At 65.1% G+C, this 21,534-nt stretch carries 19 protein-coding genes; all 19 read right to left on the reverse strand.

Features of this window, described 5'->3' with window-relative positions:
* A partial coding sequence (locus tag L995_RS00585; RefSeq protein ID WP_047468156.1) for a LysE family translocator occupies positions 1 to 342 on the reverse strand: 342 nt, incomplete at its 3' end.
* 42 nt (positions 343 to 384) lie between these two features.
* Positions 385 to 1,239, reverse strand: coding sequence for a DUF429 domain-containing protein (locus L995_RS00590; protein ID WP_047468129.1), 855 nt, complete (start codon positions 1,237 to 1,239; stop codon positions 385 to 387).
* 14 nt (positions 1,240 to 1,253) lie between these two features.
* Positions 1,254 to 2,135: an EamA family transporter gene (locus tag L995_RS00595; RefSeq protein WP_047468131.1), complete on the reverse strand. Its 882-nt coding sequence runs from the start codon at positions 2,133 to 2,135 to the stop codon at positions 1,254 to 1,256.
* Between the two features lie 105 nt (positions 2,136 to 2,240).
* On the reverse strand, positions 2,241 to 2,963 hold the full coding sequence (gene folE / locus L995_RS00600; RefSeq protein WP_016445683.1) for a GTP cyclohydrolase I: 723 nt from the start codon (positions 2,961 to 2,963) through the stop codon (positions 2,241 to 2,243).
* 129 nt (positions 2,964 to 3,092) lie between these two features.
* A complete protein-coding gene (locus tag L995_RS00605; protein ID WP_016445682.1) occupies positions 3,093 to 3,863 on the reverse strand; it encodes an endonuclease/exonuclease/phosphatase family protein in 771 nt (256 codons plus the stop codon).
* A gap of 27 nt (positions 3,864 to 3,890) precedes the next feature.
* Positions 3,891 to 4,367, reverse strand: a complete 477-nt coding sequence (gene nudB, locus L995_RS00610; RefSeq protein WP_047468134.1) for a dihydroneopterin triphosphate diphosphatase — start codon at positions 4,365 to 4,367, stop codon at positions 3,891 to 3,893.
* An 8-nt stretch (positions 4,368 to 4,375) separates the two neighbouring features.
* Complete coding sequence (locus tag L995_RS00615; RefSeq protein ID WP_047468137.1) at positions 4,376 to 5,197, reverse strand: CsgG/HfaB family protein; 822 nt, start codon at positions 5,195 to 5,197, stop codon at positions 4,376 to 4,378.
* 78 nt (positions 5,198 to 5,275) lie between these two features.
* Complete coding sequence (gene aspS / locus L995_RS00620) at positions 5,276 to 7,078, reverse strand: aspartate--tRNA ligase (protein ID WP_016445679.1); 1,803 nt, start codon at positions 7,076 to 7,078, stop codon at positions 5,276 to 5,278.
* 41 nt (positions 7,079 to 7,119) lie between these two features.
* A complete protein-coding gene (locus L995_RS00625) occupies positions 7,120 to 7,743 on the reverse strand; it encodes a DUF502 domain-containing protein (protein WP_016445678.1) in 624 nt (207 codons plus the stop codon).
* 16 nt (positions 7,744 to 7,759) lie between these two features.
* On the reverse strand, positions 7,760 to 8,077 hold the full coding sequence (locus L995_RS31580; RefSeq protein ID WP_016445677.1) for an FmdB family zinc ribbon protein: 318 nt from the start codon (positions 8,075 to 8,077) through the stop codon (positions 7,760 to 7,762).
* A 218-nt stretch (positions 8,078 to 8,295) separates the two neighbouring features.
* Positions 8,296 to 10,317, reverse strand: a complete 2,022-nt coding sequence (locus L995_RS00635; RefSeq protein WP_231574326.1) for a DUF7933 domain-containing protein — start codon at positions 10,315 to 10,317, stop codon at positions 8,296 to 8,298.
* Positions 10,318 to 10,567: 250 nt separating this feature from the next.
* Positions 10,568 to 12,022 (reverse strand): sodium:solute symporter family protein, encoded by a 1,455-nt coding sequence (locus L995_RS00640; protein WP_047468141.1) that lies wholly within the window; start codon positions 12,020 to 12,022, stop codon positions 10,568 to 10,570.
* 58 nt (positions 12,023 to 12,080) lie between these two features.
* Positions 12,081 to 13,646 carry a ubiquinone biosynthesis regulatory protein kinase UbiB gene (ubiB, locus tag L995_RS00645; RefSeq protein ID WP_016445674.1) on the reverse strand — a complete coding sequence of 522 codons (1,566 nt, stop codon included), beginning with the start codon at positions 13,644 to 13,646 and terminating at the stop codon, positions 12,081 to 12,083.
* Complete coding sequence (locus L995_RS00650) at positions 13,643 to 14,281, reverse strand: ubiquinone biosynthesis accessory factor UbiJ (RefSeq protein WP_047468142.1); 639 nt, start codon at positions 14,279 to 14,281, stop codon at positions 13,643 to 13,645. Before L995_RS00650 ends, ubiB begins: the two co-directional genes overlap by 4 nt.
* A gap of 30 nt (positions 14,282 to 14,311) precedes the next feature.
* Entirely contained in the window at positions 14,312 to 15,334 is a 1,023-nt protein-coding gene (locus L995_RS00655; protein ID WP_016445672.1) for a Tim44 domain-containing protein, read from the reverse strand.
* Between the two features lie 53 nt (positions 15,335 to 15,387).
* Positions 15,388 to 16,119: a bifunctional demethylmenaquinone methyltransferase/2-methoxy-6-polyprenyl-1,4-benzoquinol methylase UbiE gene (gene ubiE / locus L995_RS00660; protein WP_016445671.1), complete on the reverse strand. Its 732-nt coding sequence runs from the start codon at positions 16,117 to 16,119 to the stop codon at positions 15,388 to 15,390.
* Between the two features lie 239 nt (positions 16,120 to 16,358).
* Positions 16,359 to 16,781, reverse strand: coding sequence for a gamma-butyrobetaine hydroxylase-like domain-containing protein (locus tag L995_RS00665; protein ID WP_047217082.1), 423 nt, complete (start codon positions 16,779 to 16,781; stop codon positions 16,359 to 16,361).
* Positions 16,782 to 16,791: 10 nt separating this feature from the next.
* On the reverse strand, positions 16,792 to 17,247 hold the full coding sequence (locus tag L995_RS00670; protein ID WP_017407144.1) for an HIT family protein: 456 nt from the start codon (positions 17,245 to 17,247) through the stop codon (positions 16,792 to 16,794).
* Positions 17,247 to 21,161: a DUF3683 domain-containing protein gene (locus L995_RS00675; RefSeq protein ID WP_016445668.1), complete on the reverse strand. Its 3,915-nt coding sequence runs from the start codon at positions 21,159 to 21,161 to the stop codon at positions 17,247 to 17,249. Before L995_RS00675 ends, L995_RS00670 begins: the two co-directional genes overlap by 1 nt.
* Between the last annotated feature and the right edge of the window lie 373 nt (positions 21,162 to 21,534).

Here is a 21,534-nt window from a genome sequence, read left to right on the forward strand (position 1 = left end):
CCGTGCGGGGGTCAGCGGGTCGGCTGCGCCGGCCTGCGGCATCTCGCCCGGCCGGGCCACGGCGCGCAGCGCACCCCAGGCCAGCCAGGCCAGGTAGGCGGCGCCGCACAGCTTGATGGCGGTGAACAGCAGGGGCGACGCAGCCACCAGTGCCGCCAAACCCAGCGCAACCGCCGCCGTATGCACCACCAGCCCCAGGCACAGACCCAGTACCACGCACAGGCCCACGCGCCAGCCGCGCTGGGCCGATTGCATGAGCACGAACAGGTTGTCAGGCCCCGGGCTCAGGCCCAGCAGCACGGCCACGCCGAAAAAGGCCAGCAAGGTTTCAAAGGTGGGCATCGCTTGTCTCTTCCCGATTCGAGTATTTCAGTGCGGCGCAGATCAGGCCTGGGCCGTGACGATCCAGCCTTCCAGCGGGTCCAGGTCGTGCGGCAACCCGTAGAGCGCATCGCCCTGCGCATGGCGGGCCGCAGCCCAGGCGGCCTGCAGCATGCAGATTGCGGCGTCCAGCCGGTCTCCGCTGCCGTCCGCCAGCAACTGGTTGCGGGTTTCTTCGGCGTCGATACGCAGGCGCAACGCCAGCGGGTTGTCGCCGCGCTCCAGCGCCGCCAGCAATTGCACGCGCGCCTGATGGCGTTCGGGCGTTTGCCGTGCGGGTTCGTCGCTTTTGTAGCTGAGGCGGCCGATCACGGCGCGCGCCAGCATGCCCGGGTAGGCTTCCAGCGCCACGCGGCGCGCATCGCCTTTGCCGGGAGGCTGCAGGCCCGGCAGGTGCACGCCGGCCGCGCGCAGCAAGGGCAGCCCGGCATGCAGCATGTAGGCCACGGGCGGGTTCACCCATTTCATGGAAGGGCTGGCACCGGCAGGCCCGTCCGTGGCCCGGTGCGCGAACTTTCCGCCTGCGGGCCGCGCCGCGCAAAAGGCCTTGAACTGCTCGCGTATGGCCTGGCGCGTGAGGCCGGCATAGTGGTCCATGCAGGCCGCCCATTCCGTGGGCCAGCCCAGCTGCTCCACCAGTTCGCGCGGCAGGGCAAAAGGCAGGTCGAAACCGCCCACCCAGGCCGACTGCGCCGAATCGGCAGGCCGGGCCAGCCAGGCGGCCCATGCGTCCAGCGAGGCGAACTCCAGCAAATCCTGCAGGACCACCGTGTCGCCAGCCACCAGGCGGCCCAGGGCCATGGTGATGGGCTTGCGCGCCGTAGGTCGGCTGCTGAAATCGCAGCCCAGTACCCGCATTGCCGCCATGGTGCTCAGCCCAGGCCCAGCGCCGTCACACCGACGGCAATGCACACGGCGCCCGCAATGCGTGCCAGGCGATCGCCTTCGCGCAGCATGTGCCCGCCGATCAGCGCCGCGAACAGCATGGAGACTTCGCGCGCAGGCGCCACGTGCGACATGGGCGCATCCTGCATGGCGTAGAGCACGAGCACGTAGGCAATGGGGCTGATCAGCGCCACCAGGGCCGCGAAGCGCCACTGCGCGCGCCACAGATGCCGGGCCGTGGGCAGGTCGCGCAGCACCACGGGCGCCAGCAGGAACACGCGCACGAAGTTGCCCATGTAGTCGATGAGGATGGGCGACATCAGCAGCAGCTTCACGCCATAGCCGTCCACCACGGTGTAGCTGGCGATGAAGGCGCCCGTCAGCAGGCCGTACCACAGGCCCATCCTGAGCCGTTCGCGGGCTTCGGGATCATGGCGCGCGCGCAGCAGGCCGGGGCCTCCCGCGATCAGGAAGACGCCGACCACCACGCCGGCAATGCCCAGCACGCCCAACGAGGAAATCCGCTCACCCAGAAAGAGGATGGCCACCATGGACGACAGCAGCGGCCCCGAGCCGCGCGCCAGCGGATAGACCACGGTGAGGTCCGCGCTGCGGTAGCCGCGCAGCAAGGTCACGTAGTAGGCCACGTGCAGCAGGCCGCTGGCCAGCACCACCAGCCATTCGCTGCGCCCCCATGTCGGCACCACATCGCGCCCCACCCACCAGCCCAGCGGTGCCCAGATCACCATCATGATGAGCGAGGTGAAGAAGGCAAAGCGCGAATCACCGCCCGCCTTCTTGGCCACGATGTTCCAGCCGGCATGGATGAGGCCGGCAATGATGATCAGGGCAAAGGCTTGCAGCGACATGGGCAGGTCCGGGGAAAGCGGGGCGTGGCGCGGGAAAGAAAAAAGGCCGCGCACTGCGCAGCCTGGGGTGTTGTGTGAGGCGTCCGGGGACGCCACCCCGGGGATTTACTTGCGGCTGGACACCAGCGAGAGGAACTCGCGGCGCAGTTCCGGGTTGGTGAGGAAGGCGCCGCGCATGACGGAGTTCAGCATCTTGCTGTCCATCTCGCGCACACCGCGCCAGGACATGCAAAAGTGCGAAGCCTCCATGACCACGGCCAGGCCGTCGGGGCGGGTCTTGTCGAGGATCAGGTCGGCCAGCTGGATGATGGCCTCTTCCTGGATCTGGGGACGGCCCATGATCCAGTCCACCAGCCGCGCGTACTTCGACAGGCCGATGACATTGGTGTTCTTGTTGGGCAGCACGCCGATCCAGATCTTGCCGATCACCGGGCACAGATGGTGGCTGCAGGCGCTGCGCACCGTGATCGGGCCGACGATCATCAGCTCGTTGAGGTGCTCGGCGTTGGGGAATTCGGTGATGGCGGGCTGCGCCACGTAGCGGCCCCGGAACACCTCGTTGACATACATCTTGGCCACGCGGCGCGCCGTGGCGCGCGTGTTGTGGTCGTGCGTGGTGTCGATGACCATGCTGTCGAGCACGCCCTGCATCTTTTCCTGGACTTCGTCGAGCAGTTGCTCGAGTTCACCGGGCTCGATGAATTCGGAGATGTTGTCGTTCGCATGAAAGCGCTTTTGCGCCTGCTTCAGTCGTTCGCGGATCTTGACCGAGACGGGGGTGCCCTCGGCCTGGCTGTCTTGTTTCATGTCGACGAGTTCTCTGAACATGGCTGGCATGGTAACAGCGAAACCCGCAGCATGGCACGCAAGGGATTTTCCACCCAAACGCAGGTTCTGCCCGCCCCGAAAGCTATCAATTCAATAGCAAAAGAGTGGCGTGTGTCAGAGCGGCCAGGGCTAGAGGCGGAATTCCGCAATCAGCGGCAGATGGTCCGACATGCGCCACCAGATGCGCCCCTTGGGCACATGCAGGCCCAGCGGCGTGAGGCCGCGCACATAGACGTGGTCCAGTTGGGCCAGCGGCAGGCGCGAAGGATAGGTGGGCACGCTGGGCAATTCGTCGTATTCGTACAGGCCGAAACCGCCCAGCATGCGCTTGATCTGGCCACCCCAGTCGTTGAAGTCGCCAGCCACCACCACGGGCGCGCCCGGCGGCACCTCTCGCTCGATGAAGCGCTTGAGCTGGGAGACCTGGCGCACGCGGCTGCCGGGGATCAGCCCCAGGTGCACCACGATGGTGTGCACGCGCCGGTTCTGCACTTCCACCTCCACATGCAGCAGGCCACGCTGCTCGAAGCGGTGGTCGGAGATGTCCTCGTGCTGGTGGCCCACCACGGGCCAGCGGGTCAGCAGCGCGTTGCCGTGCTCGCCGTGGCGGGTGTAGGCGTTGGTGCGGTAGACGGCCTCATAGCCCAGGGGAGCCAGATACTCCGCCTGCGAGACCTGGGGCCAGCGCTCGAAGTACGCGGCCTCCTTGTGGTTCATCTTGCGCACTTCCTGCAGGCAGACGATGTCGGCATCGAGCTGCTCCACGGCGTGGCCCAGGTTGTGGATTTCAAGGCGGCGCGCGGGACCCATGCCCTGCACGCCCTTGTGGATGTTGTAGGTCGCGACGCGCAGTATCGACGGGCCGGGGTCCACCTGATGGGAATTCGCGTTTTCAGTCATGGCGGTTCGGGAACGCAGGTGAGGGGTTCAGTCCGGCTTCGTTGGGGAAAAACGTGGAAGCAGCAAGATGGCCTCCGCATTGGACGGTGAATAGCAGCGCTGGGCAGCCTCACGCCAATGATGCCAAGCAGATGCGGTATGTTCCCTCGGATTCAAGAACACAGGGGTGTAGGACGGAATCCGCAGCCCGAAAACCCTCTCGCGGTTGTGCCATACACCGGGCGCATAGCGGTGCTGCCAGGCAGGGTAGATGGTGTAGATGTTCTCCAGCGCCCAGTCCTGCAGCAGGCAGCCGGGCGCCTCGGCATCGATGCCGGTTTCTTCCCGCACCTCGCGCACCGCGGTCTCGCGCCAGGACTCGCCCTCATGGTCCTTGCTGCCCGTCACCGACTGCCAGAACTCCCCGCCCTCAGGCGCCGGTGCCGTGCGACGCATCAGCAGCACCTGCCCGTCATCACGGTGGATGACGACCAGCACCGACTCGGGGATCTTGTGGCCGGCCATGGCTGGCCTCAGCTCCTGCCCTGCCCGGCCTTGGTGGCCACCGGCGGTGGCAGCTCCTTGGCCTGCAGCGCGCGCACCTGGAAGACCAGCTGGTTGTGCGCATCCAGAAAGGCAGCGGCGATGACCTTGCCCTCGTTGGTATTGCTCCAGCCCGCGCCCGCAGCGCCCAGGCGGCCCAGCACCATGCCGCCCACGCCCAGATCGGTGGTGCGGGCTGCGCCCGTGGCAGCGGCCACCTGCTCGGTGGTTTCGTTGTCCGACAGCAGCAGCGCGGTCTGCGCCTCCTTGAATTTGACCTGCTCGACCAGGCCGGCCAGCCCTGCAATGTCTCGCAGCACCGGGATCATGGCGACCACGCCGGCCAGCCCGCGGCCCGCGTCCTGCTCGCTGAAGGTCAGGCTGGGCGTCAGCGTGTACTGGGCCTCGTAGCCCCGGCCCTTGCGCACCGTGGAGTTCTCGCGCAGCACGCCGGCATTCTTCAGGTCCTGCTCCTGCACCGTGCCGCGCAGGCCCGCTCCCCGGTCCACCACGCGAAAGCAGCCGCTTTGCTGGGCCAGCAGCTTGACCAGCGGAACGGGCGAGGCCGGCAGCTGATAGCCCGAGCCCATGACGTAGCCGTTGGGATTCTCGGCCAGGGCCAGCGTGGCCACGGGCGCATCGCAGCGCACGAGTTCGCGCGACCCGTTGTTCGCCCCCAGCGGCCCGGCAGAGCCCGTGATCTCCGAACCGCCCTGCCCCAGCTCGGTCTTCTTCTCGCCGCAACCGGACAGGCCCAGCCCTGCCGACACCACCAACGCCAGCGCCACCGATGCAATGCCTTGAAAACGCATGAAAGCTCTCCGCAAAAAGAAAAACGGCAGAAGCTGCGCCAGCTCCTGCCGTTCCTGTCAAGCCGTGAAGCCTGCTCCTCAGCCCTGCGTGGCCGCCAGCGGATTGCGCAGGCGGATGTGCAGCTCGCGCAGCTGCTTTTCGTCCACGGGCGAAGGTGCCTGCGTCAGCAGGTCCTGGGCGCGCTGGGTCTTGGGGAAGGCGATCACGTCGCGGATGGAGTCGGCGCCCGTCATCAGCGTGATCAGGCGGTCCAGGCCGAAGGCCAGGCCGCCGTGCGGGGGGGCGCCGTACTGCAGCGCGTCCAGCAGGTAGCCGAACTTGGCGCGTGCGTCTTCGGGCGAGATCTTGAGCGCGTCAAACACCTTGCTCTGCACGTCGGCGCGGTGGATACGCACCGAGCCGCCGCCCAGCTCCCAGCCGTTCAGGACCATGTCGTAGGCCTTGGCCAGGCAGTTGCCCGGATCGGTGACCATGAGTTCCTCGTGGCCATCCTTGGGCGAGGTGAACGGGTGGTGCACGGCCGCCCAGCGGTCGTTTTCCTCGTCGTGCTCGAACATGGGGAAGTCCACCACCCACAGCGGCGCCCAGCGGTCCTCGAACAGGCCGTTGGCCTTGCCGAAATCGCTGTGGCCCACCTTCAGGCGCAGCGCGCCGATGGAGTCGTTGACGATCTTTTCCTTGTCGGCGCCGAAGAAGATGAGGTCGCCGTCCTGTGCACCCGTGCGCTTGAGGATCTCGGCAAGGGCCGCGTCATGCAGGTTCTTGACGATGGGCGACTGCAGGCCATCGCGGCCCTTGGCCACTTCGTTGACCTTGATCCAGGCCAGGCCCTTGGCGCCGTAGATCTTGACGAATTCGGTGTACTGGTCGATCTCGCCGCGCGAGATCTGCGAGCCGCCGGGCACGCGCAGTGCCACCACGCGGCCGCCCTTGGTCGTGGCGGGCGTGGAGAACACCTTGAAGTCCACGTCCTTCATGACCTCGGTCAGTTCGGTGAACTCGAGCTTGACGCGCAGGTCGGGCTTGTCCGAGCCGAAGCGGAAGGCCGCTTCCTGGTACGTCATCATCGGGAACTCGCCCAGATCCACGTTCAGCTGGGTCTTGAAGACCTCGGTGATCATGCGCTGGAAGATGGCGCGGATTTCCTCTTCGCCCAGGAACGAGGTCTCGCAGTCGATCTGCGTGAACTCGGGCTGGCGGTCGGCGCGCAGGTCTTCGTCGCGGAAGCACTTGGTGATCTGGTAGTAGCGGTCGTAGCCGGCCACCATCAGCATCTGCTTGTACAGCTGGGGCGACTGCGGAAGAGCGAAGAACTCGCCGTCGTGCACGCGGCTGGGCACCAGGTAGTCGCGCGCGCCTTCGGGCGTGCTCTTGCCCAGCATGGGCGTTTCGATATCGATGAAGCCTTCCTTGTCCAGGAAGTTGCGCACCTGGATGGCCGTGCGGTAGCGCAGCATCATGTTGCGCTGCATGTAGGGGCGGCGCAGGTCCAGCACGCGGTTGGTCAGGCGCACGGTCTCGGACAGGTTCTCGTCGTCCAGCTGGAACGGCGGGGTGACCGAGGCGTTGAGCACGTTCAGCTCATGGCACAGCACTTCGATCTGGCCGCTCTTGAGCTTGTCGTTGGTCGTGCCTTCGGGACGTGCGCGCACCAGGCCCTTGACCTGCACGCAGAACTCGTTGCGCAGGCCTTCGGCGGTCTTGAACATCTCGGCGCGATCAGGATCGCAGACCACCTGCACATAGCCTTCGCGGTCGCGCAGGTCGATGAAGATCACACCGCCATGGTCGCGGCGACGGTTCACCCAGCCGCACAGGGTAACGGTTTCGCCCATCAGGGCTTCGGTCACGAGACCGCAGTAGTGGGAGCGCATGGCCATGATGAAAAGCTTCCTGCGCCCGGCAAGGGCGCGACAGTTTGTTATTTGGGTTCCGCGGGCACTGCGAGATCCGGTGGAGTCACCACGCCCATGGAAACAATGTACTTGAGCGCGGCATCCACGCTCATTTCCAGTTCGATGCAATCGCTCTTGCGAACGATGACGAAATAGCCGCCCGTCGGGTTGGGCGTGGTCGGCACGAAGACGCTCAGGTATTCGTCGCGCAGGTAGGCGGCAACCTCCCCGCTGGGCGAGCCAGTGACGAAGGCCACGGTCCAGACGCCTTCACGAGGCCACTGCACCAGCACGGCGGTGCGAAACGCATTGCCGCTGTCCGAGAACACGGTATCGGACACCTGCTTGACGCTGGAATAGATGGAGCGCACCACAGGAATGCGGCTGACCACCGCATCGCCCCAGGACACGAGCTTGCGGCCGATGAAGTTGCTGGCCGCCGCACCGACCACGAGCAGGATCAGCAGCGTCAGCACGACACCGAAGCCGGGGATATGGAAGCCCAGCAACCGATCCGGATGCCAGGCCTCGGGCAGGATGGTCAGCGTCTGGTCGAGCGTGCCGATGATCCAGTTGAGCACGCCCAGCGTGATCACCAGCGGAACGATCACCAGCAGGCCGGCGAACAGCCATTTGCGCAGAGCGGACATGAAATGCAAGCCTTGATCAATGGGCCGTTGCGGGCGCGGAGGCAGATGCAGGGGCCGCAGCGGGCGCGGACGCAGTTGCCGCTGGTGCGGCAGAAGTATCCGAGGCAGGAGCATCGGCTGCGGGAGCCGGTGCGGCGGCGCTCTTGCCACCGCTGTTCTTGAAGTCGGTCGCATACCAGCCCGAGCCCTTGAGCTGGAAGCCGGCAGCTGTCAGCTGCTTGGAGAAGGTCTCGGCCCCGCAGGCCGGACAGGTCGTCAGCGGGGCATCCGAGATTTTCCGCAGCACGTCCTTGGCATGACCGCAGGAGCCACACTTGTATGCATAAATAGGCATGGCGCTAATGCTAATACGAGGGAAGATGCAAAACTTTCGATTATAGGCATCCGTCCGATACTGCGGCTGTCTCAAGCCCAATGGCCCAGGCGGGGCAGGCCACAAGGCGCGCGTACAGGGCCGGCAACTGGTGGGCTCCAATGAGAAATGCCAGTCGCGGAGACTGGCATTCCTCAGGCCCGACCGCCCCCGCTGCCGGGGGCTTGCCGCATCCGTGCTCAGCGCCGTACCCGGCCTCGCTGCGTTCCCAGGCCCGCCAGCATGACGGCCAGGCCCATCAGCACCAGGGCAGGCACCCCGGTGGCGGGGACCGGCTCCGGCGCCAACGCGGCAGCAACCACCAACTCCTGGTCACGCGAATTGTTGGCCGGCTCCGGGTCCGTGGTTCCACTGACCGCCGTCACGGTGGCTGTGAGGCTGCCCTGCGTGGTGGGCGTGAAGCTCACCGTGCAGGAAATGCTGGCACCCGAGGCCAGCGGCGTGCCTGTCGGCACCGCAGGCATGCATGAGGTGCTGGCATCTGCCGGCAGCCCTGCGATGGAACAATTGGCAAAGGCCGCCGCATTGGGGCCGGCATTCGTGCAGACGAAAGAGCCCTTCACGGGAACACCCACGTTGGCGGTGGCCGGCAGCGTGACGCTGGTGGCCTGCATGTCGGCCCGCTCCACGGGATTGAAGGGGTGTGCCTTGGTGTTGTTGGCCGGCACCGGATCCACGGTGCTGCTGCTCGCGGTCACCAAGGCCGCGATGGTGCCCGTTGTGGTGGGCGTGAACTGCACCGTGCAGGCAATGCTGCCGCCCGATGCCAATGGCGAGGCCGTGGGAACGCTGGGTGTGCAGGACGTGGTCGCCCCGGCGGGCAGGCCGGAGATCACGCACGAGGCCGCCGTGGCCTCACTGGGGCCGGCATTGGTGCAGCTGAAGCTGCCGGACACCGGCGCGCCCACCGTCATGGTCAGGGGAAGCGTGATGGAGGTGGCCTGCATGTCGGCCGCTGGCGCAACCGCCAGCACGGCCGGGCTGGCCGGCTGGTTCAGGCCGATCAGACTGAGGTTGGAAGCGCCATTGGTGAAGCTGCCTGTCGCGGTCGGGCGCACGTCGAGGCTCACCTCGCAGAAGGCGGCGCCCTGGGCCAGGTCTCCGTTGGACACGGTCACGGTGCTGCCGCCTGCTGCAGCCTGCACGGTCGTGCCGGGGCAGGTGGTGCTGGCATTGCCCTCGACAACCAGTCCTGCAGGCAGGTTGTCGGTGAATGACCAGCCTTGCTTGCGCAGCAGATCGGTCGTATTCGTCATGGTCATGGTCAGCCGGGAAACCTGGCCTAGGTTGATGCTGGCAGGTGTGAAAGCCTTGTCCATCTGGGGAGTCACGTCGAGGATGCGGGGATTGTCTATGGCCCAATCATTGCCAGCACTGGAAGTTTGGTTGTTGTACAGCCTGAACCCAACCGAACTGCCCGTATAGAGCAACGCCCCGGCGGAGATCACCGTTTTCGTAACCGCGCCGCTCGTACCCATCAAACCTATCGCATCGGCACTCCGGTTCGTGCCGCCCAAGCAGGTATCCACAGGCGTAGCACCCAAGGACAAGTCGCTGCCCAAGCCGTTGACCAAAGCAAACCGCACCAATGGGTGCGTCGGGAGGTTGCAAAAAGCCGTGACTGTATCCACGCTGGCAGCCAGGAAACGATTGCCGACACTGAGCGGAACATTGGCAGCCGTCCCGAATACCAATCTGTTCAGCGGATACACGCCCCCTTCCGTATGTTCACCCAACACATGATTGTTTCTGGCAGCCGCCGAGGACTGACCACCATGCTGGCCCGCCATCTGAGCAAATTGCTGCAAACCGTTCCAACGTCTGGGAACATTGGCACAGACGGCAGACATCGCCGCGGAGCTCGAATTCAGATTGAAGGCTACCAGCACTCCGTTGCAGAAGCTGTCTGTCATACGCCAGGGTGATTCTGCTATATACCGCTGGCCGCTCGGGCTAGCTCCCAGATATGCAAGCAAATCCGTGCCATCCATACTGCCGGTGGGTGCGGGAAGATTCTCAAAATCCTCGCTCCAGATGGGGATTGGCGCAACTGGCGTTCCCGGTGCAGCCATGGCGCCGATAGATAACGCAAAAAATGCAATTCCTCCGCTGAGGAAAGCGCGTGACAAGGTGCTATAAAAACTGAAAGCAGGACGACCCTGGATCGGCGAAGCTTGAATCGCCGGATTTTTCCTATGCATATGACCCCCTCTGATTAGACAAGGGTTTTTCACGCAACCGCACTTCTGTCCGGAATTGGCATTGAGTGCTTCATTTACGAGCGGGAAAAATATGCCCCTTGCATGGAGAAAATATACAGAAACATTCAGAAAACCAAAGTCAATTTTTGTGACGCTCTAGGCTTCACCTAAATACAACAGCGCCCTCAACCCAGGGAAACTTCACACAAAAAGATACACAATAAAACTTATAGCAATATATTTAGTATTTCTAGTTGATGTGCACTGCACTGAACTCCTGAATTTTCTCGGATCGGTTAGCCATCCATTGCGGAGCCAACGAACCAGCCAACATCCCCGTCACAGCCGCCAACAGGCCCGCCAATTGCTGCGGAAATGCCTCGTGCAAAGCTGGCGTGGCCATGAAGACCACCCACACGCCAATGCCCAGTGCCACGGCGCAAATGGCGCCCTGCGTGGTGGCGCGCTTCCAGTACAGCCCGAAGACCAGCGGTACGAAGGCACCGACCAGCGGCACCTGGTAGGCGCTGGAGACCAACTCATAGATGGGCGTTCCTTCCATCTTGATCGAGTAGGCCAGCACGCAGATGCTGAAGACGAGCACGCTGATGCGCATGGCCAGCAGCATTTCCCGGTCGCTGGCCTGGGTGCGGAACTGGCGCCAGATGTTCTCGGTGAAGGTCACGCTGGGTGCCAGCAACGTGGCCGAGGCACAGGACTTGATGGCCGACAGCAGCGCGCCGAAGAACAGCACCTGCATGACGAAGGGCATCTTGTCCATGACCAGGGTGGGCAACACCTTCTGCGGGTCCTGCCCGAGCAGTTCCGCCGCCTCCTGCGGCATGATGATCAGCGCGCTGGTCACCAGGAACATGGGCACGAAGGCAAAGAAGATATAGGCCGTGCCGCCGATGACGGTACCGCGCGTGGCGGCCTTTTCGCTGTTGGCCGACATCACGCGCTGGAACACGTCCTGCTGGGGGATGGAGCCCAGCATCATGGTGATGGCCGCGCCAAAGAAGAAGAGGATGTCATGCCAGCTGGGTTCGGGCCAGAACTGGAACAAGTCGCGGCTCACGGCCAGGTCGATGACCTTGTCGGCACCACCGGCCATGTCGCCCGCAAACCAGGCCAGTACCACGAGTCCGACCACGAGGATGATCATTTGCAGGAAATCGGTCACGGCCACCGACCACATGCCGCCGAACAGCGTGTAGGCCAGGATGGACACCACGCCGATGGCCATGCCCACGGGAATGCTGACCGTGCCGCCCGACAGCAGGTTGAAAACCAGGCCCAGCGCCGTGACCTGGGCCGAGACCCAGCCCAGGTAGCTGAGCATGATGATCAGCGAGCAGACGATCTCGATGGAGCGCCCATAGCGGTGGCGGTAGTAGTCGCTGATGGTCAGCAGCGTCATGCGGTACAGCTTGCCCGCGAAGAACAGGCCCACCAGGATCAGGCACATGCCCGCGCCGAACGGGTCCTCGACCACGCCGCGCAGGCCGCCCTCGATGAACTTGGCGGGCACGCCCAGCACGATCTCCGAGCCGAACCACGTGGCAAACGTGGTGGTGATGATCATGTACATGGGCAGATGGCGCCCGGCAATTGCAAAGTCGGCCGTGTTCTTTACCCGCCTGGCCGCCCACAGGCCAATGGCTATGGTCACGAACAGGTAGGCGATCACCATTGAGAGCAGCACGCTGGCACTCCTGATTCAAAGTGGGAAAAGTCAGAGGGCTTGAAACCCGTCGGTGTTCTCAGTACCAGCGCAGGCGCACCACCAGTTGCAGCAGGATCAGCGCGATCACAAAGCCTATGCCCGCGCTGACGATGGCCTGAAGCAGGCGGTTGGTGAGCTTTTGCTGCTGCAGCAGTTCCTTGAGCAGTTCGTCGTGCTCGCCGGAGTTGCGCGTGAGCCGGCGATGGATCAGGCGCGGCAGCTCGGGAATGAGCTTGGCGTAGCGCGGCGCCTCGGCCTGCAGCTCGCGCCACAGCCGCTGCGGGCCCATCTGGTCCAGCATCCATTTTTCGAGGAAGGGCTTGGCGGTGCTCCACAGGTCCAGATTGGGGTCCAGCTGGCGGCCCAGGCCTTCGATGTTGAGCAGCGTCTTTTGCAGCAGCACCAGCTGCGGTTGGATCTCGACATGGAAGCGGCGCGAGGTCTGGAACAGGCGCATCAGCACCATGCCCAGCGAGATCTCTGCCAACGGACGGTCGAAATACGGCTCGCACACCGCGCGGATGGCGGCTTCCAGCTCGTCCACGCGCGTGCTCGGCGGCACCCAGCCGCTTTCGATGTGCAGCTCGGCAACGCGCTTGTAGTCGCGGCGGAAGAACGCCGTGAAGTTCTGCGCCAGGTATTCCTTGTCGTACTCGGTCAGCGTGCCGACGATGCCGAAGTCCAGCGAGATGTAGCGCCCGAAGGTCTCGGGCTCCAGGCTGACCATGATGTTGCCCGGGTGCATGTCGGCGTGAAAGAAACCGTCGCGGAACACCTGGGTGAAGAAGATGGTCACGCCGTCGCGTGCGAGCTTGGGGATGTCGACCCCGGCCTCGCGCAGGCGCTCGACCTGGCTGATGGGCACGCCCTTCATGCGCTGCATGACCATCACGTCGTTGCGGCAGAAATCCCAGTACACCTCGGGGATCAGCACCAGGTCCAGGCCTTCCATGTTGCGGCGCAGCTGCGCGGCGTTGGAGGCTTCACGGATCAGGTCCAGCTCGTCGTGCAGGTAGTTGTCGAACTCGGCCACGACCTGGCGGGGCTTGAGGCGCTTGCCGTCGGCCGACAGGCGCTCGACCCAGCGCGCCATCATGTGCATGAGCGCCAGGTCCTTGTCGATCACGGCCTTCATGCCCGGGCGCAGCACCTTGACGGCCACATCGCGCTGCACGCCGTTGCGGTCGCTGATCACGGCAAAGTGCACCTGCGCGATGGAGGCACTGGCCACCGGCTCGCGCTCGAAGCTCACGAAGATCTGGTCCAGCTTCTTGCGGAAGGCACGCTCTATGGTGTCCACCGCAATCTGCGAATCGAAGGGCGGCACGCGGTCCTGCAACCGGGCCAGCTCCTCGGCCACGTCGGGCGGCATCAGGTCGCTGCGCGTGGACAGCACCTGACCGAACTTCACGAAGATGGGGCCCAGCTCCTCCAGCGCCTCGCGCAGGCGCTGGCCGCGCGGCTTGTCCAGCCGGCGGCCCAGGGTGAGCACCGCGCGTGCGCGGCGCATCCAGGGATGCTCGAAGCTCGACAGCACCAGCTCGTCGAGTCCGTAGCGGAACACCACCCAGAGGATGGTCAGCCCGCGAAGAAACCGGCTCATGGCTTGTCGTTCTCGAAACCGGGCAGGGACACCACGGGGGAACCAACGGGCGCGCTGGCGGGCGCTGCCGAACGTGCGGCTTCAGGGGCGGGGGCATCGGCATCGGGCTTGCCGGCCATGCGGGCGCCCACGAACTGGCGCAGTGCCTGGGCAGCGCTGCGGGCCACCTTGGCCACGGTGTGCGCGGGTGCATCGCCGATGATGCGGGCGAGGTCTTCCTCCACATCCCATTCGACGTGGTCCACCAGCCAGTTGATGTCGGCGGCCAGTTGCACGTCGCCTTCGATGCGGATGGAGGGCTTGTCGCCGCGCAGGGCCACCTGGGCCAGGGCCAGTGCGAAGGTCTCGGTCACTTCGAGCAGCAGATCGGGCTGCGCGTCTTCAGGCGCCACGTTGAACAGGCCGGCCGGCGTGATCTGCAGGGCCATGGAGTAGCCGCGCCACTGCACGCGCGCCACGCGGCCCTTTTGCCGCACCAGGCGCTCGGTGGCCTCCTTTTCCTGCATCAGCACATGGTTGAGGAACAGCACGATGCGCTGATGCACCTCGCTGACCAGCCATTGCGGCGGTTGCGGGCCGGCCATCACGCGTTCCATGAGGCCGTTCAGGAAAGAAAAAGGGGACTGTGTTGCCATAGTCCCCGATTATTCCCGAAGTGAGAGGAATTACTGCAATGCCTGGACTCCGGCGACCAGCCATCCGCTGCTGCCGCTCTTGGGCTTGGTCATGTTCCAGACTTCGCGGAAGGGTGTGGGACCTGCCGAGGCGTCCTCGCGGATCATGCCCGAGAATTCCACGCTGGCCATGTAGTCATTGCCCAGGTCCTCGATGCCCAGCAGTTGGGCGTCGATCATGACCACGTCGGTCTGGTTGGGCTGGCCGGGACGCTGGGCCTCGCGTTCGCTGAGCTGGCCACGGATCTCGGTCAGCATCTCGTCGGTCATCATGGCGCGCAGCGACGCGATGTCGGAGCGGTCCCAGGCCGATTGCAGCGTGACGAAGTTGCGCTTGGCAGCGGTGAGGAAGCCCTCGGTATCGAAGCCTTCAGGCACACCCCAGTTCTGCGAGCCTGCCAGGGCCGAGCCGATCTGCACGCCGGAGCCCGAGCCTGCAGCCAGGGCGGCCGGCTGATGGTTCTGCTCCCAGGGACGGGCCGATGCGTCGTTGCCGACCTTCTCGGGGTTGTACTGGCGTGCCAGCGGTGCGCTGTCCACGTTGCCACCGATATTGCCGGCACCGGCAGGCGCTGCGTTCTGGAAGGCAAAGGGGCTGGACGATGCCTGCTGCGCGCCAGCCGCTGCACGGCGCGAACGCATGACCATGCCCACCACCACCATGATGACCAGGGCCAGCAGGCCGATCAGCAGGAACTGGCCGAAGGCGGCGCCCAGGCCCAGCGAGCTCGCCAGCCAGGCCAGGCCCAGGCCAGCGGCCAGGCCGCCAAGCATGGCGCCCCAGGGCTTCTTGGCGGGAGCAGCTGCCGGTGCAGTGGCCGGCTTGCCTGCAGCGTTCTGTGTGGCGGCGTTCTGCGGCGGCGTGTTCTGTGTCGGCGCGCGCGCGGCTTCACGCTGCGTCACGTTGCTCGACTGCTTGCCCACCGATCCGCCACCGCCCATGCGCTTGGCGTCGGCCGTGCCGTGGACCACCACCAGCATTGCGACCAAGACCATAGACCATAGCTTTTTCATGTCATCTCCTCGAATAATCGTGTTGCCGTCACCTCACCGAGCACCTCACGCGCTCAGCACTTGATTCCCACATGCAGCGCGGCAATGCCGCCCGTCATGTTGTGATAGTCCACATGGCCGAAGCCGCATTCCTGCATCAGGCGCTTGAGATCTTCCTGGCCGGGGTGCATGCGGATGGACTCGGCCAGATAGCGGTAGCTGGCGTCATCGCCCGCCACGAGCTTGCCCATGGCCGGAAGAATCTTGAAGGAGTACCAGTCGTAGGCTTTCTCCAGGGGCTTGGCCACCTTGGAGAATTCCAGCACCAGCAGCTTGCCGCCGGGGCGCAGGACGCGGTTCATTTCCTTGAGCGCCGCATCCTTGTGCGTCATGTTGCGCAGGCCGAAGGCCACGCTGACCAGATCGAAATGGTTGTCCGGAAACGGCAGGGCCTCGGCATCGCAGACCATGGTGGGCAGGATCACGCCCTTGTTGATCAGCCGGTCCCGGCCTACGCGCAGCATGGCTTCGTTGATGTCGGTGTGCACCACCTGGCCGGTGGAGCCGACCTTCTTGGCGAAGGCCAGGGCCAGATCGCCCGTGCCGCCCGCGATGTCCAGCGCCCTGTCGCCTTCCTTGAGGTTGGCCACCATCACCGTATAGGCCTTCCAGGCACGGTGCAGACCACCCGACATCAGGTCGTTCATGACGTCGTAGCGCGAAGCGACCGAGTCGAACACGCCGCGCACGCGGCTGGCCTTCTCGCGCTCGTCCACCGACTGGAATCCGAAATGTGTGGTGCTCATAACAACGATGCTAAGCAAGCAGTAGTAATGCGTACAGCGACAACCCCGTGTGGCCGCGGGCTTTGCCGGGCAAGGGTTATCAAGAACAAACAGCTTGAAACGCCTTCAAACAAAGACTTTCAAGCTATTTTTAATATAGCACCACCCCCAATAACCCTGTGCTGTGCAAAGGTCCTGAATGTGGCGCTGTGGGAACGGCGCGGCAGACGCCGCGCCCCGGCCCCTGCGTGCGTACTGCGTCAGTGGCTGCCGCAGCCGTGCCCGCCGCCGCCGGCCTTGCCGGGCATGGGCGTGTCGCGGTCCATGCCGGACTCCTGTAGCCGGTCCAGGTACTGCGCCCAGAACTCGTCCTGGCGGCGGCCCAGTTCGTAGAGGTATTCCCAGGTGTACAGGCCGCTTTCATGCCCGTCGCTGAAGAAGGGCTTGATGGCGTAGTTGCCCACGGGCTCGATGGCCGTGATGGCCACGTCGCGCTTGCCGGTCTGCAGCACTTCCTGGCCCGGGCCATGGCCTTGCACCTCGGCCGAGGGGGAGTACACGCGCAGCAGCTCGAAGGGAATGCGAAAGCTTGCGCCGTCGGAATAGGCCACTTCCAGCACGCGCGATGCGCCGTGCACGGTCAGGGCTTCGGGAGTTGGGGTGTCAGGGGTCAGGCCGGCCATGCGGTGCTCCTCATTCAGTGGCGGGGTGCTGCTGCCAGGCATCGAGAGCCTGCGACAGCGCCGTGTCTATGGCTGGCAAGCGCGCTGCCACCTCGGCCTCGCGCTCGCCATTGCGCGGGCGCTGGGCAGCAGCCCAGACCGAGCCCGGGAAATGGCTGTCCCATTCGAAGCGCGCAACCACATGCCAGTGCAGGTGCGGCACCATGTTGCCCAGCGCCGCCAGGTTGATCTTGGCCGGCGCAAGGCGCTCACGCAAGACGCGCTCGACCACGACCACGGCATCCATGCAGTGCTGGCGGTCGGCGGCATCCAGGTCGGAGAACTCGGCCACATGCGCATTCCAGACCACGCGGTAGAAGGCCGGGAAGCCCTCTTCCTGGGCGCGGATCACCCGCAGGCGCCGGCCGCGCCAGACGGGCAGGCCGCCTTCTGTGGCGCACAGGGGGCAGGAAGCGGAAGCAGCCATCAGACCAGAACCCGTTCGATGCCGCCGGCGTTGGCGCGCTGAACATATTCGGCCATCCAGTTCTCGCCCAGGATCTGGCGCGCCATCTCGACCACGATGTAGTCGGCCTCCAGCAGGCCGTTGTTCATGTCGCCGCCGTAGCGCGACAGGCCCTGCAGGCAGCTGGGGCAGCTGGTGAGGATCTTCACGTTGTCCTTCTCGGCCAGGGCGCCGCTGGCGCGCAGCGCGGCCTCGCCCTTTTTGAGTTCCTCTTCCTTGCGGAAGCGGATCTGCGTGGAGATGTCGGGGCGCGTGACGCCCAGCGTGCCCGATTCGCCGCAGCAGCGCTCGCTCTTGATCACGCCGTCGCCGACCAGGGCCTTGACGGTCTTCATGGGGTCCTGCAGCTTCATGGGCGAGTGGCAGGGGTCGTGGTAGAGGTAGCCCTCCTTGCCCTGCAGCGTCACGCCCTTTTCCAGCAGGTACTCGTGGATGTCGATGATGCGGCTGCCCGGGAAGATCTTGCCGAACTCGTAGCCCTGCAATTGGTCGTAGCAGGTGCCGCAGCTGACCACCACGGTCTTGATGTCCAGGTAGTTGAGCGTGGTGGCGACGCGGTGGAAGAGCACGCGGTTGTCCGTGATCATCTTCTCGGCCTTGTCGAACTGGCCGCTGCCGCGCTGGGGATAGCCGCAGCACAGGTAGCCCGGTGGCAGCACGGTCTGCACGCCGGCATGCCAGAGCATGGCCTGGGTGGCCAGGCCCACCTGGCTGAACAGGCGCTCGGAGCCGCAGCCGGGGAAGTAGAACACCGCCTCGGTGTCCGCGTTCGTGGTCTGCGGGCTGCGGATGATGGGCACGTAGTCCTTGTCCTCGATGTCCAGCAGGGCACGCGCCGTCTTGTTGGGCAGGCCGCCCGGCAGCTTCTTGTTGACGAAGTGGATCACCTGCTCCTTGAGCGGCGCGCGCCCCACCGAGGCCGGCGGATGCTGGGTCTGCTTCCTGGCCAGGCTGTGGAGCACGTCGGAGGCCAGGCGCTGGGCCTTGAAGCCCACGCCGACCATGGCCGAACGCATGAACTTGATGGTGTCCGGATTGGTGGCGTTGAGCATGGCCATGGCCAGCTTGTTGCCGGGCCGGAAGCTCTTCTTGTCCATCTTGCGCAGCAGATTGCGCATGTTCATGGTCACGTCGCCGAAGTCGATCTTCACCGGGCAGGGGTTGAAGCACTTGTGGCAGACCGTGCAGTGGTCCGACACGTCCTCGAACTCCTGCCAGTGGCGCAGCGACACGCCGCGGCGCGTCTGCTCCTCGTACAGAAAGGCCTCGACCAGCAGCGAGGTCGCCAGGATCTTGTTGCGCGGGCTGTACAGCAGGTTGGCGCGCGGCACATGGGTGGCGCACACGGGCTTGCACTTGCCGCAGCGCAGGCAGTCCTTGACCGAGTCGGCAATGGCGCCGATGTCGCTTTGCTGCATGATCAGCGACTCGTGCCCCATCAGGCCGAAGCTGGGCGTGTAGGCGTTGGTCAGGTCGGCGAACATCAGCGATTCGCGCGGCGAGCGGCCGTCATGACTCTGGCCCACCACGGCCTGCAGCTTCTCGTTGCGGATCAGCTTGCCCTTGTTGAAGCGGCCTTCGGGGTCCACGCGCTGCTTGTAGGCGGCAAAGGGCGCCAGTTCGTCGTCGCTGAGGAATTCCAGCTTGGTGATGCCGATGCCGTGCTCGCCCGAGATCACCCCGTCCAGATGGCGGGCCAGCACCATGATGCGCGCCACGGCCTCATGGGCGGTCTGCAGCATCTCGTAGTCGTCGCTGTTGACCGGAATGTTGGTGTGCACGTTGCCGTCGCCGGCGTGCATGTGCAGCGCCACCCAGACACGGCCCTTGAGCACGCGCTGGTGAATGGCGTTGACTTCGGCCAGCAGCGGCTGGAAGGCCGCGCCCGCGAAGATCTGGGCCATGGGCGCCTTCAGCTGGGTCTTCCAGCTCGCGCGCAGCGTGTGATCCTGCAGTTGCTGGAAGAGGTTTTCCACGTTGTCCAGCCAGCCCTGCCACAGCGTGCGCACATCGGCCACCAGGGCCAGGGCCTGCTGCACGCGGTCCTCCAGCAGTTCGGCCGAAGGGATGTCGCCCGCATCGTCCTGCTTGCCCAGGGGCAGGTCGCCGTGCTGGAAGAAGTCCGTCAACGCGTCGCACAGCTTGAGCTTGTTGCGCAGCGACAGTTCGATGTTGATGCGCTCGATGCCGTCCGTGTACTCCCACATGCGGGGCAGCGGGATCACCACGTCTTCGTTGATCTTGAAGGCGTTGGTGTGGCGCGAGATGGCGGCCGTGCGCTTGCGGTCCAGCCAGAATTTCTTGCGCGCCTCGGCGCTGACGGCGGTGAAGCCTTCACCGTTGCGCGAGTTGGCGATGCGCACCACCTCGGCGGCCACGCGGGCCACATCGTCGGCGTTGTCGCCGGCAATGTCGCCCAGCAGCACCATCTTGGGCAGATGGCCGTTGCCTTTCTTGCTCTTGGTGGCGTAGCCCACGGCCTTCAGGTAGCGGTCGTCCAGGTGCTCCAGGCCGGCCAGCAGCACGCCCGAGCGCTTTTGCTCGGCGAACATGAAGTCCTTGATCTCGACGATGCTGGGCACGGCGTCCTTGGCGTTGCCGAAGAACTCCATGCAGACCGTGCGCGTGTGCTCGGGCATGCGGTGCACCACCCAGCGCGCGCTGGTGATCAGGCCGTCGCAGCCTTCCTTCTGGATGCCGGGCAGGCCCGACAGGAACTTGTCGGTCACGTCCTTGCCCAGGCCTTCCTTGCGGAATTTCTGGCCGGGAATGTCCAACCGCTCGCTGCGGATGGGGGTCTTGCCGTCGGCCTCGAAGTACTGCAGCTCGAAGCTGGCCATCTCGGCGTCATGGATCTTGCCGAGGTTGTGGCCCACGCGCGTGACTTCCAGCCACTGCGCATCGGGCGTGACCATGCGCCAGGACACCAGGTTGTCCAACGCCGTGCCCCAGAGCACGGCCTTCTTGCCGCCCGCATTCATGGCGACGTTGCCGCCGATGCACGAGGCCTCGGCCGATGTGGGGTCCACGGCGAAGACGAAGCCCGCGCGCTCGGCCGCATCGGCCACGCGCTGCGTGACCACTCCGGCCTCGGTGAAGATGGTGGGCACCTCGTGGTCCACGCCGGGGATGCGGCGCATCTCCACCTCCGTCATGGCCTCGAGCTTTTCGGTGTTGATCACCACGCTGCGCCAGGTCAGCGGGATCGCGCCGCCCGTGTAGCCCGTGCCGCCGCCGCGCGGAATGATGGTCAGGCGCAGCTCGATGCAGGCACGCACCAGGGCGGCCATCTCGGCTTCGGTATCGGGGGTGAGCACGACGAAGGGATACTCGACGCGCCAGTCGGTGGCGTCCGTCACATGGGCCACGCGCGACAGGCCGTCGAACTTGATGTTGTCCTTGGCCGTGTGGCGGCCCAGGCTCTTTTGCACCCGGCGGCGCAGTTGCTCGGCCTCGACGAAGGTGGCGTTGAACTCATGCACGGCGCGGCGCGCCGCATCCACCAGCTGGCCCACCAGCGCATCGCGCACGGGGTCCTGCTGCGGAGCACGGCGCTTGTCGATCTCGCCCAGGCGGTGCTCCAGTGCTTCCACCAGCGCCTTGCGGCGATCGGGGCTGTGCAGCAGGTCGTCCTGCAGGTAGGGATTGCGCTGGACGACCCAGATGTCCCCCAGCACCTCGTAGAGCATGCGGGCGGAGCGGCCCGTGCGCCGCTCCTGGCGCAGCTGGTTGAGCACATCCCACATGGAAGTACCCAGCAGGCGGATCACGATCTCGCGATCGGAAAACGAGGTGTAGTTGTAGGGAATCTCTCGCAGACGTGCAGGTTCGGCTGCCTGTGCCTGCAGGGCCGCCAACGCAATCGGTACATTCATGGGGGTAGACCGTGTCTGGCGCTCTAGGGGCGCCGCTAAGCCAAGTGGGAGCGCAATTTTAAGCGAGCCCCTCGAAGGCCCGCTTCCTACGGGGCTCTGGGCGGCTCGCCGTCTTGCACTGAGAAGCCAGCCCTCGCCAACACCACGGGGCAGACACGCCCCGGCGAACAGGCCTTATACAGAAAGAGCACAAACGAGCCAATACGAACAACCCGTGCTTTTGAAACGAAATGGTATTGACCTAAAATAGCGCCGCTTCGCGTGTCATTTTTTGTCACACGACTGACATACGGGACCAGCGGCTCACCGGGTTTGGCCTGTAGTGCGGTAAGAAGCATCCGAAAACAATGACACAGACATGTCATGCCCCTGC

Origin of the sequence: Delftia sp. ZNC0008, assembly GCF_000799035.1 — a bacterium.
In the GTDB taxonomy this organism is placed as follows: Bacteria; Pseudomonadota; Gammaproteobacteria; order Burkholderiales; family Burkholderiaceae_C; genus Comamonas; species Comamonas tsuruhatensis.

What these genes read in the sequence shown, in the direction of transcription:
- L995_RS00590 (WP_047468129.1), bottom strand. Translation starts at nt 1,239, where the DNA reads ATGCGGGTACTGGGCTGCGATTTCAGCAGCCGACCTACGGCGCGCAAG.
- L995_RS00595 (WP_047468131.1), bottom strand. Translation starts at nt 2,135, where the DNA reads ATGTCGCTGCAAGCCTTTGCCCTGATCATCATTGCCGGCCTCATCCAT.
- folE (WP_016445683.1), bottom strand. Translation starts at nt 2,963, where the DNA reads ATGTTCAGAGAACTCGTCGACATGAAACAAGACAGCCAGGCCGAGGGC.
- L995_RS00605 (WP_016445682.1), bottom strand. Translation starts at nt 3,863, where the DNA reads ATGACTGAAAACGCGAATTCCCATCAGGTGGACCCCGGCCCGTCGATA.
- nudB (WP_047468134.1), bottom strand. Translation starts at nt 4,367, where the DNA reads ATGGCCGGCCACAAGATCCCCGAGTCGGTGCTGGTCGTCATCCACCGT.
- L995_RS00615 (WP_047468137.1), bottom strand. Translation starts at nt 5,197, where the DNA reads ATGCGTTTTCAAGGCATTGCATCGGTGGCGCTGGCGTTGGTGGTGTCG.
- aspS (WP_016445679.1), bottom strand. Translation starts at nt 7,078, where the DNA reads ATGGCCATGCGCTCCCACTACTGCGGTCTCGTGACCGAAGCCCTGATG.
- L995_RS00625 (WP_016445678.1), bottom strand. Translation starts at nt 7,743, where the DNA reads ATGTCCGCTCTGCGCAAATGGCTGTTCGCCGGCCTGCTGGTGATCGTT.
- L995_RS31580 (WP_016445677.1), bottom strand. Translation starts at nt 8,077, where the DNA reads ATGCCTATTTATGCATACAAGTGTGGCTCCTGCGGTCATGCCAAGGAC.
- L995_RS00635 (WP_231574326.1), bottom strand. Translation starts at nt 10,317, where the DNA reads ATGCATAGGAAAAATCCGGCGATTCAAGCTTCGCCGATCCAGGGTCGT.
- ubiB (WP_016445674.1), bottom strand. Translation starts at nt 13,646, where the DNA reads ATGAGCCGGTTTCTTCGCGGGCTGACCATCCTCTGGGTGGTGTTCCGC.
- L995_RS00650 (WP_047468142.1), bottom strand. Translation starts at nt 14,281, where the DNA reads ATGGCAACACAGTCCCCTTTTTCTTTCCTGAACGGCCTCATGGAACGC.
- L995_RS00655 (WP_016445672.1), bottom strand. Translation starts at nt 15,334, where the DNA reads ATGAAAAAGCTATGGTCTATGGTCTTGGTCGCAATGCTGGTGGTGGTC.
- ubiE (WP_016445671.1), bottom strand. Translation starts at nt 16,119, where the DNA reads ATGAGCACCACACATTTCGGATTCCAGTCGGTGGACGAGCGCGAGAAG.
- L995_RS00665 (WP_047217082.1), bottom strand. Translation starts at nt 16,781, where the DNA reads ATGGCCGGCCTGACCCCTGACACCCCAACTCCCGAAGCCCTGACCGTG.
- L995_RS00670 (WP_017407144.1), bottom strand. Translation starts at nt 17,247, where the DNA reads ATGGCTGCTTCCGCTTCCTGCCCCCTGTGCGCCACAGAAGGCGGCCTG.
- L995_RS00675 (WP_016445668.1), bottom strand. Translation starts at nt 21,161, where the DNA reads ATGAATGTACCGATTGCGTTGGCGGCCCTGCAGGCACAGGCAGCCGAA.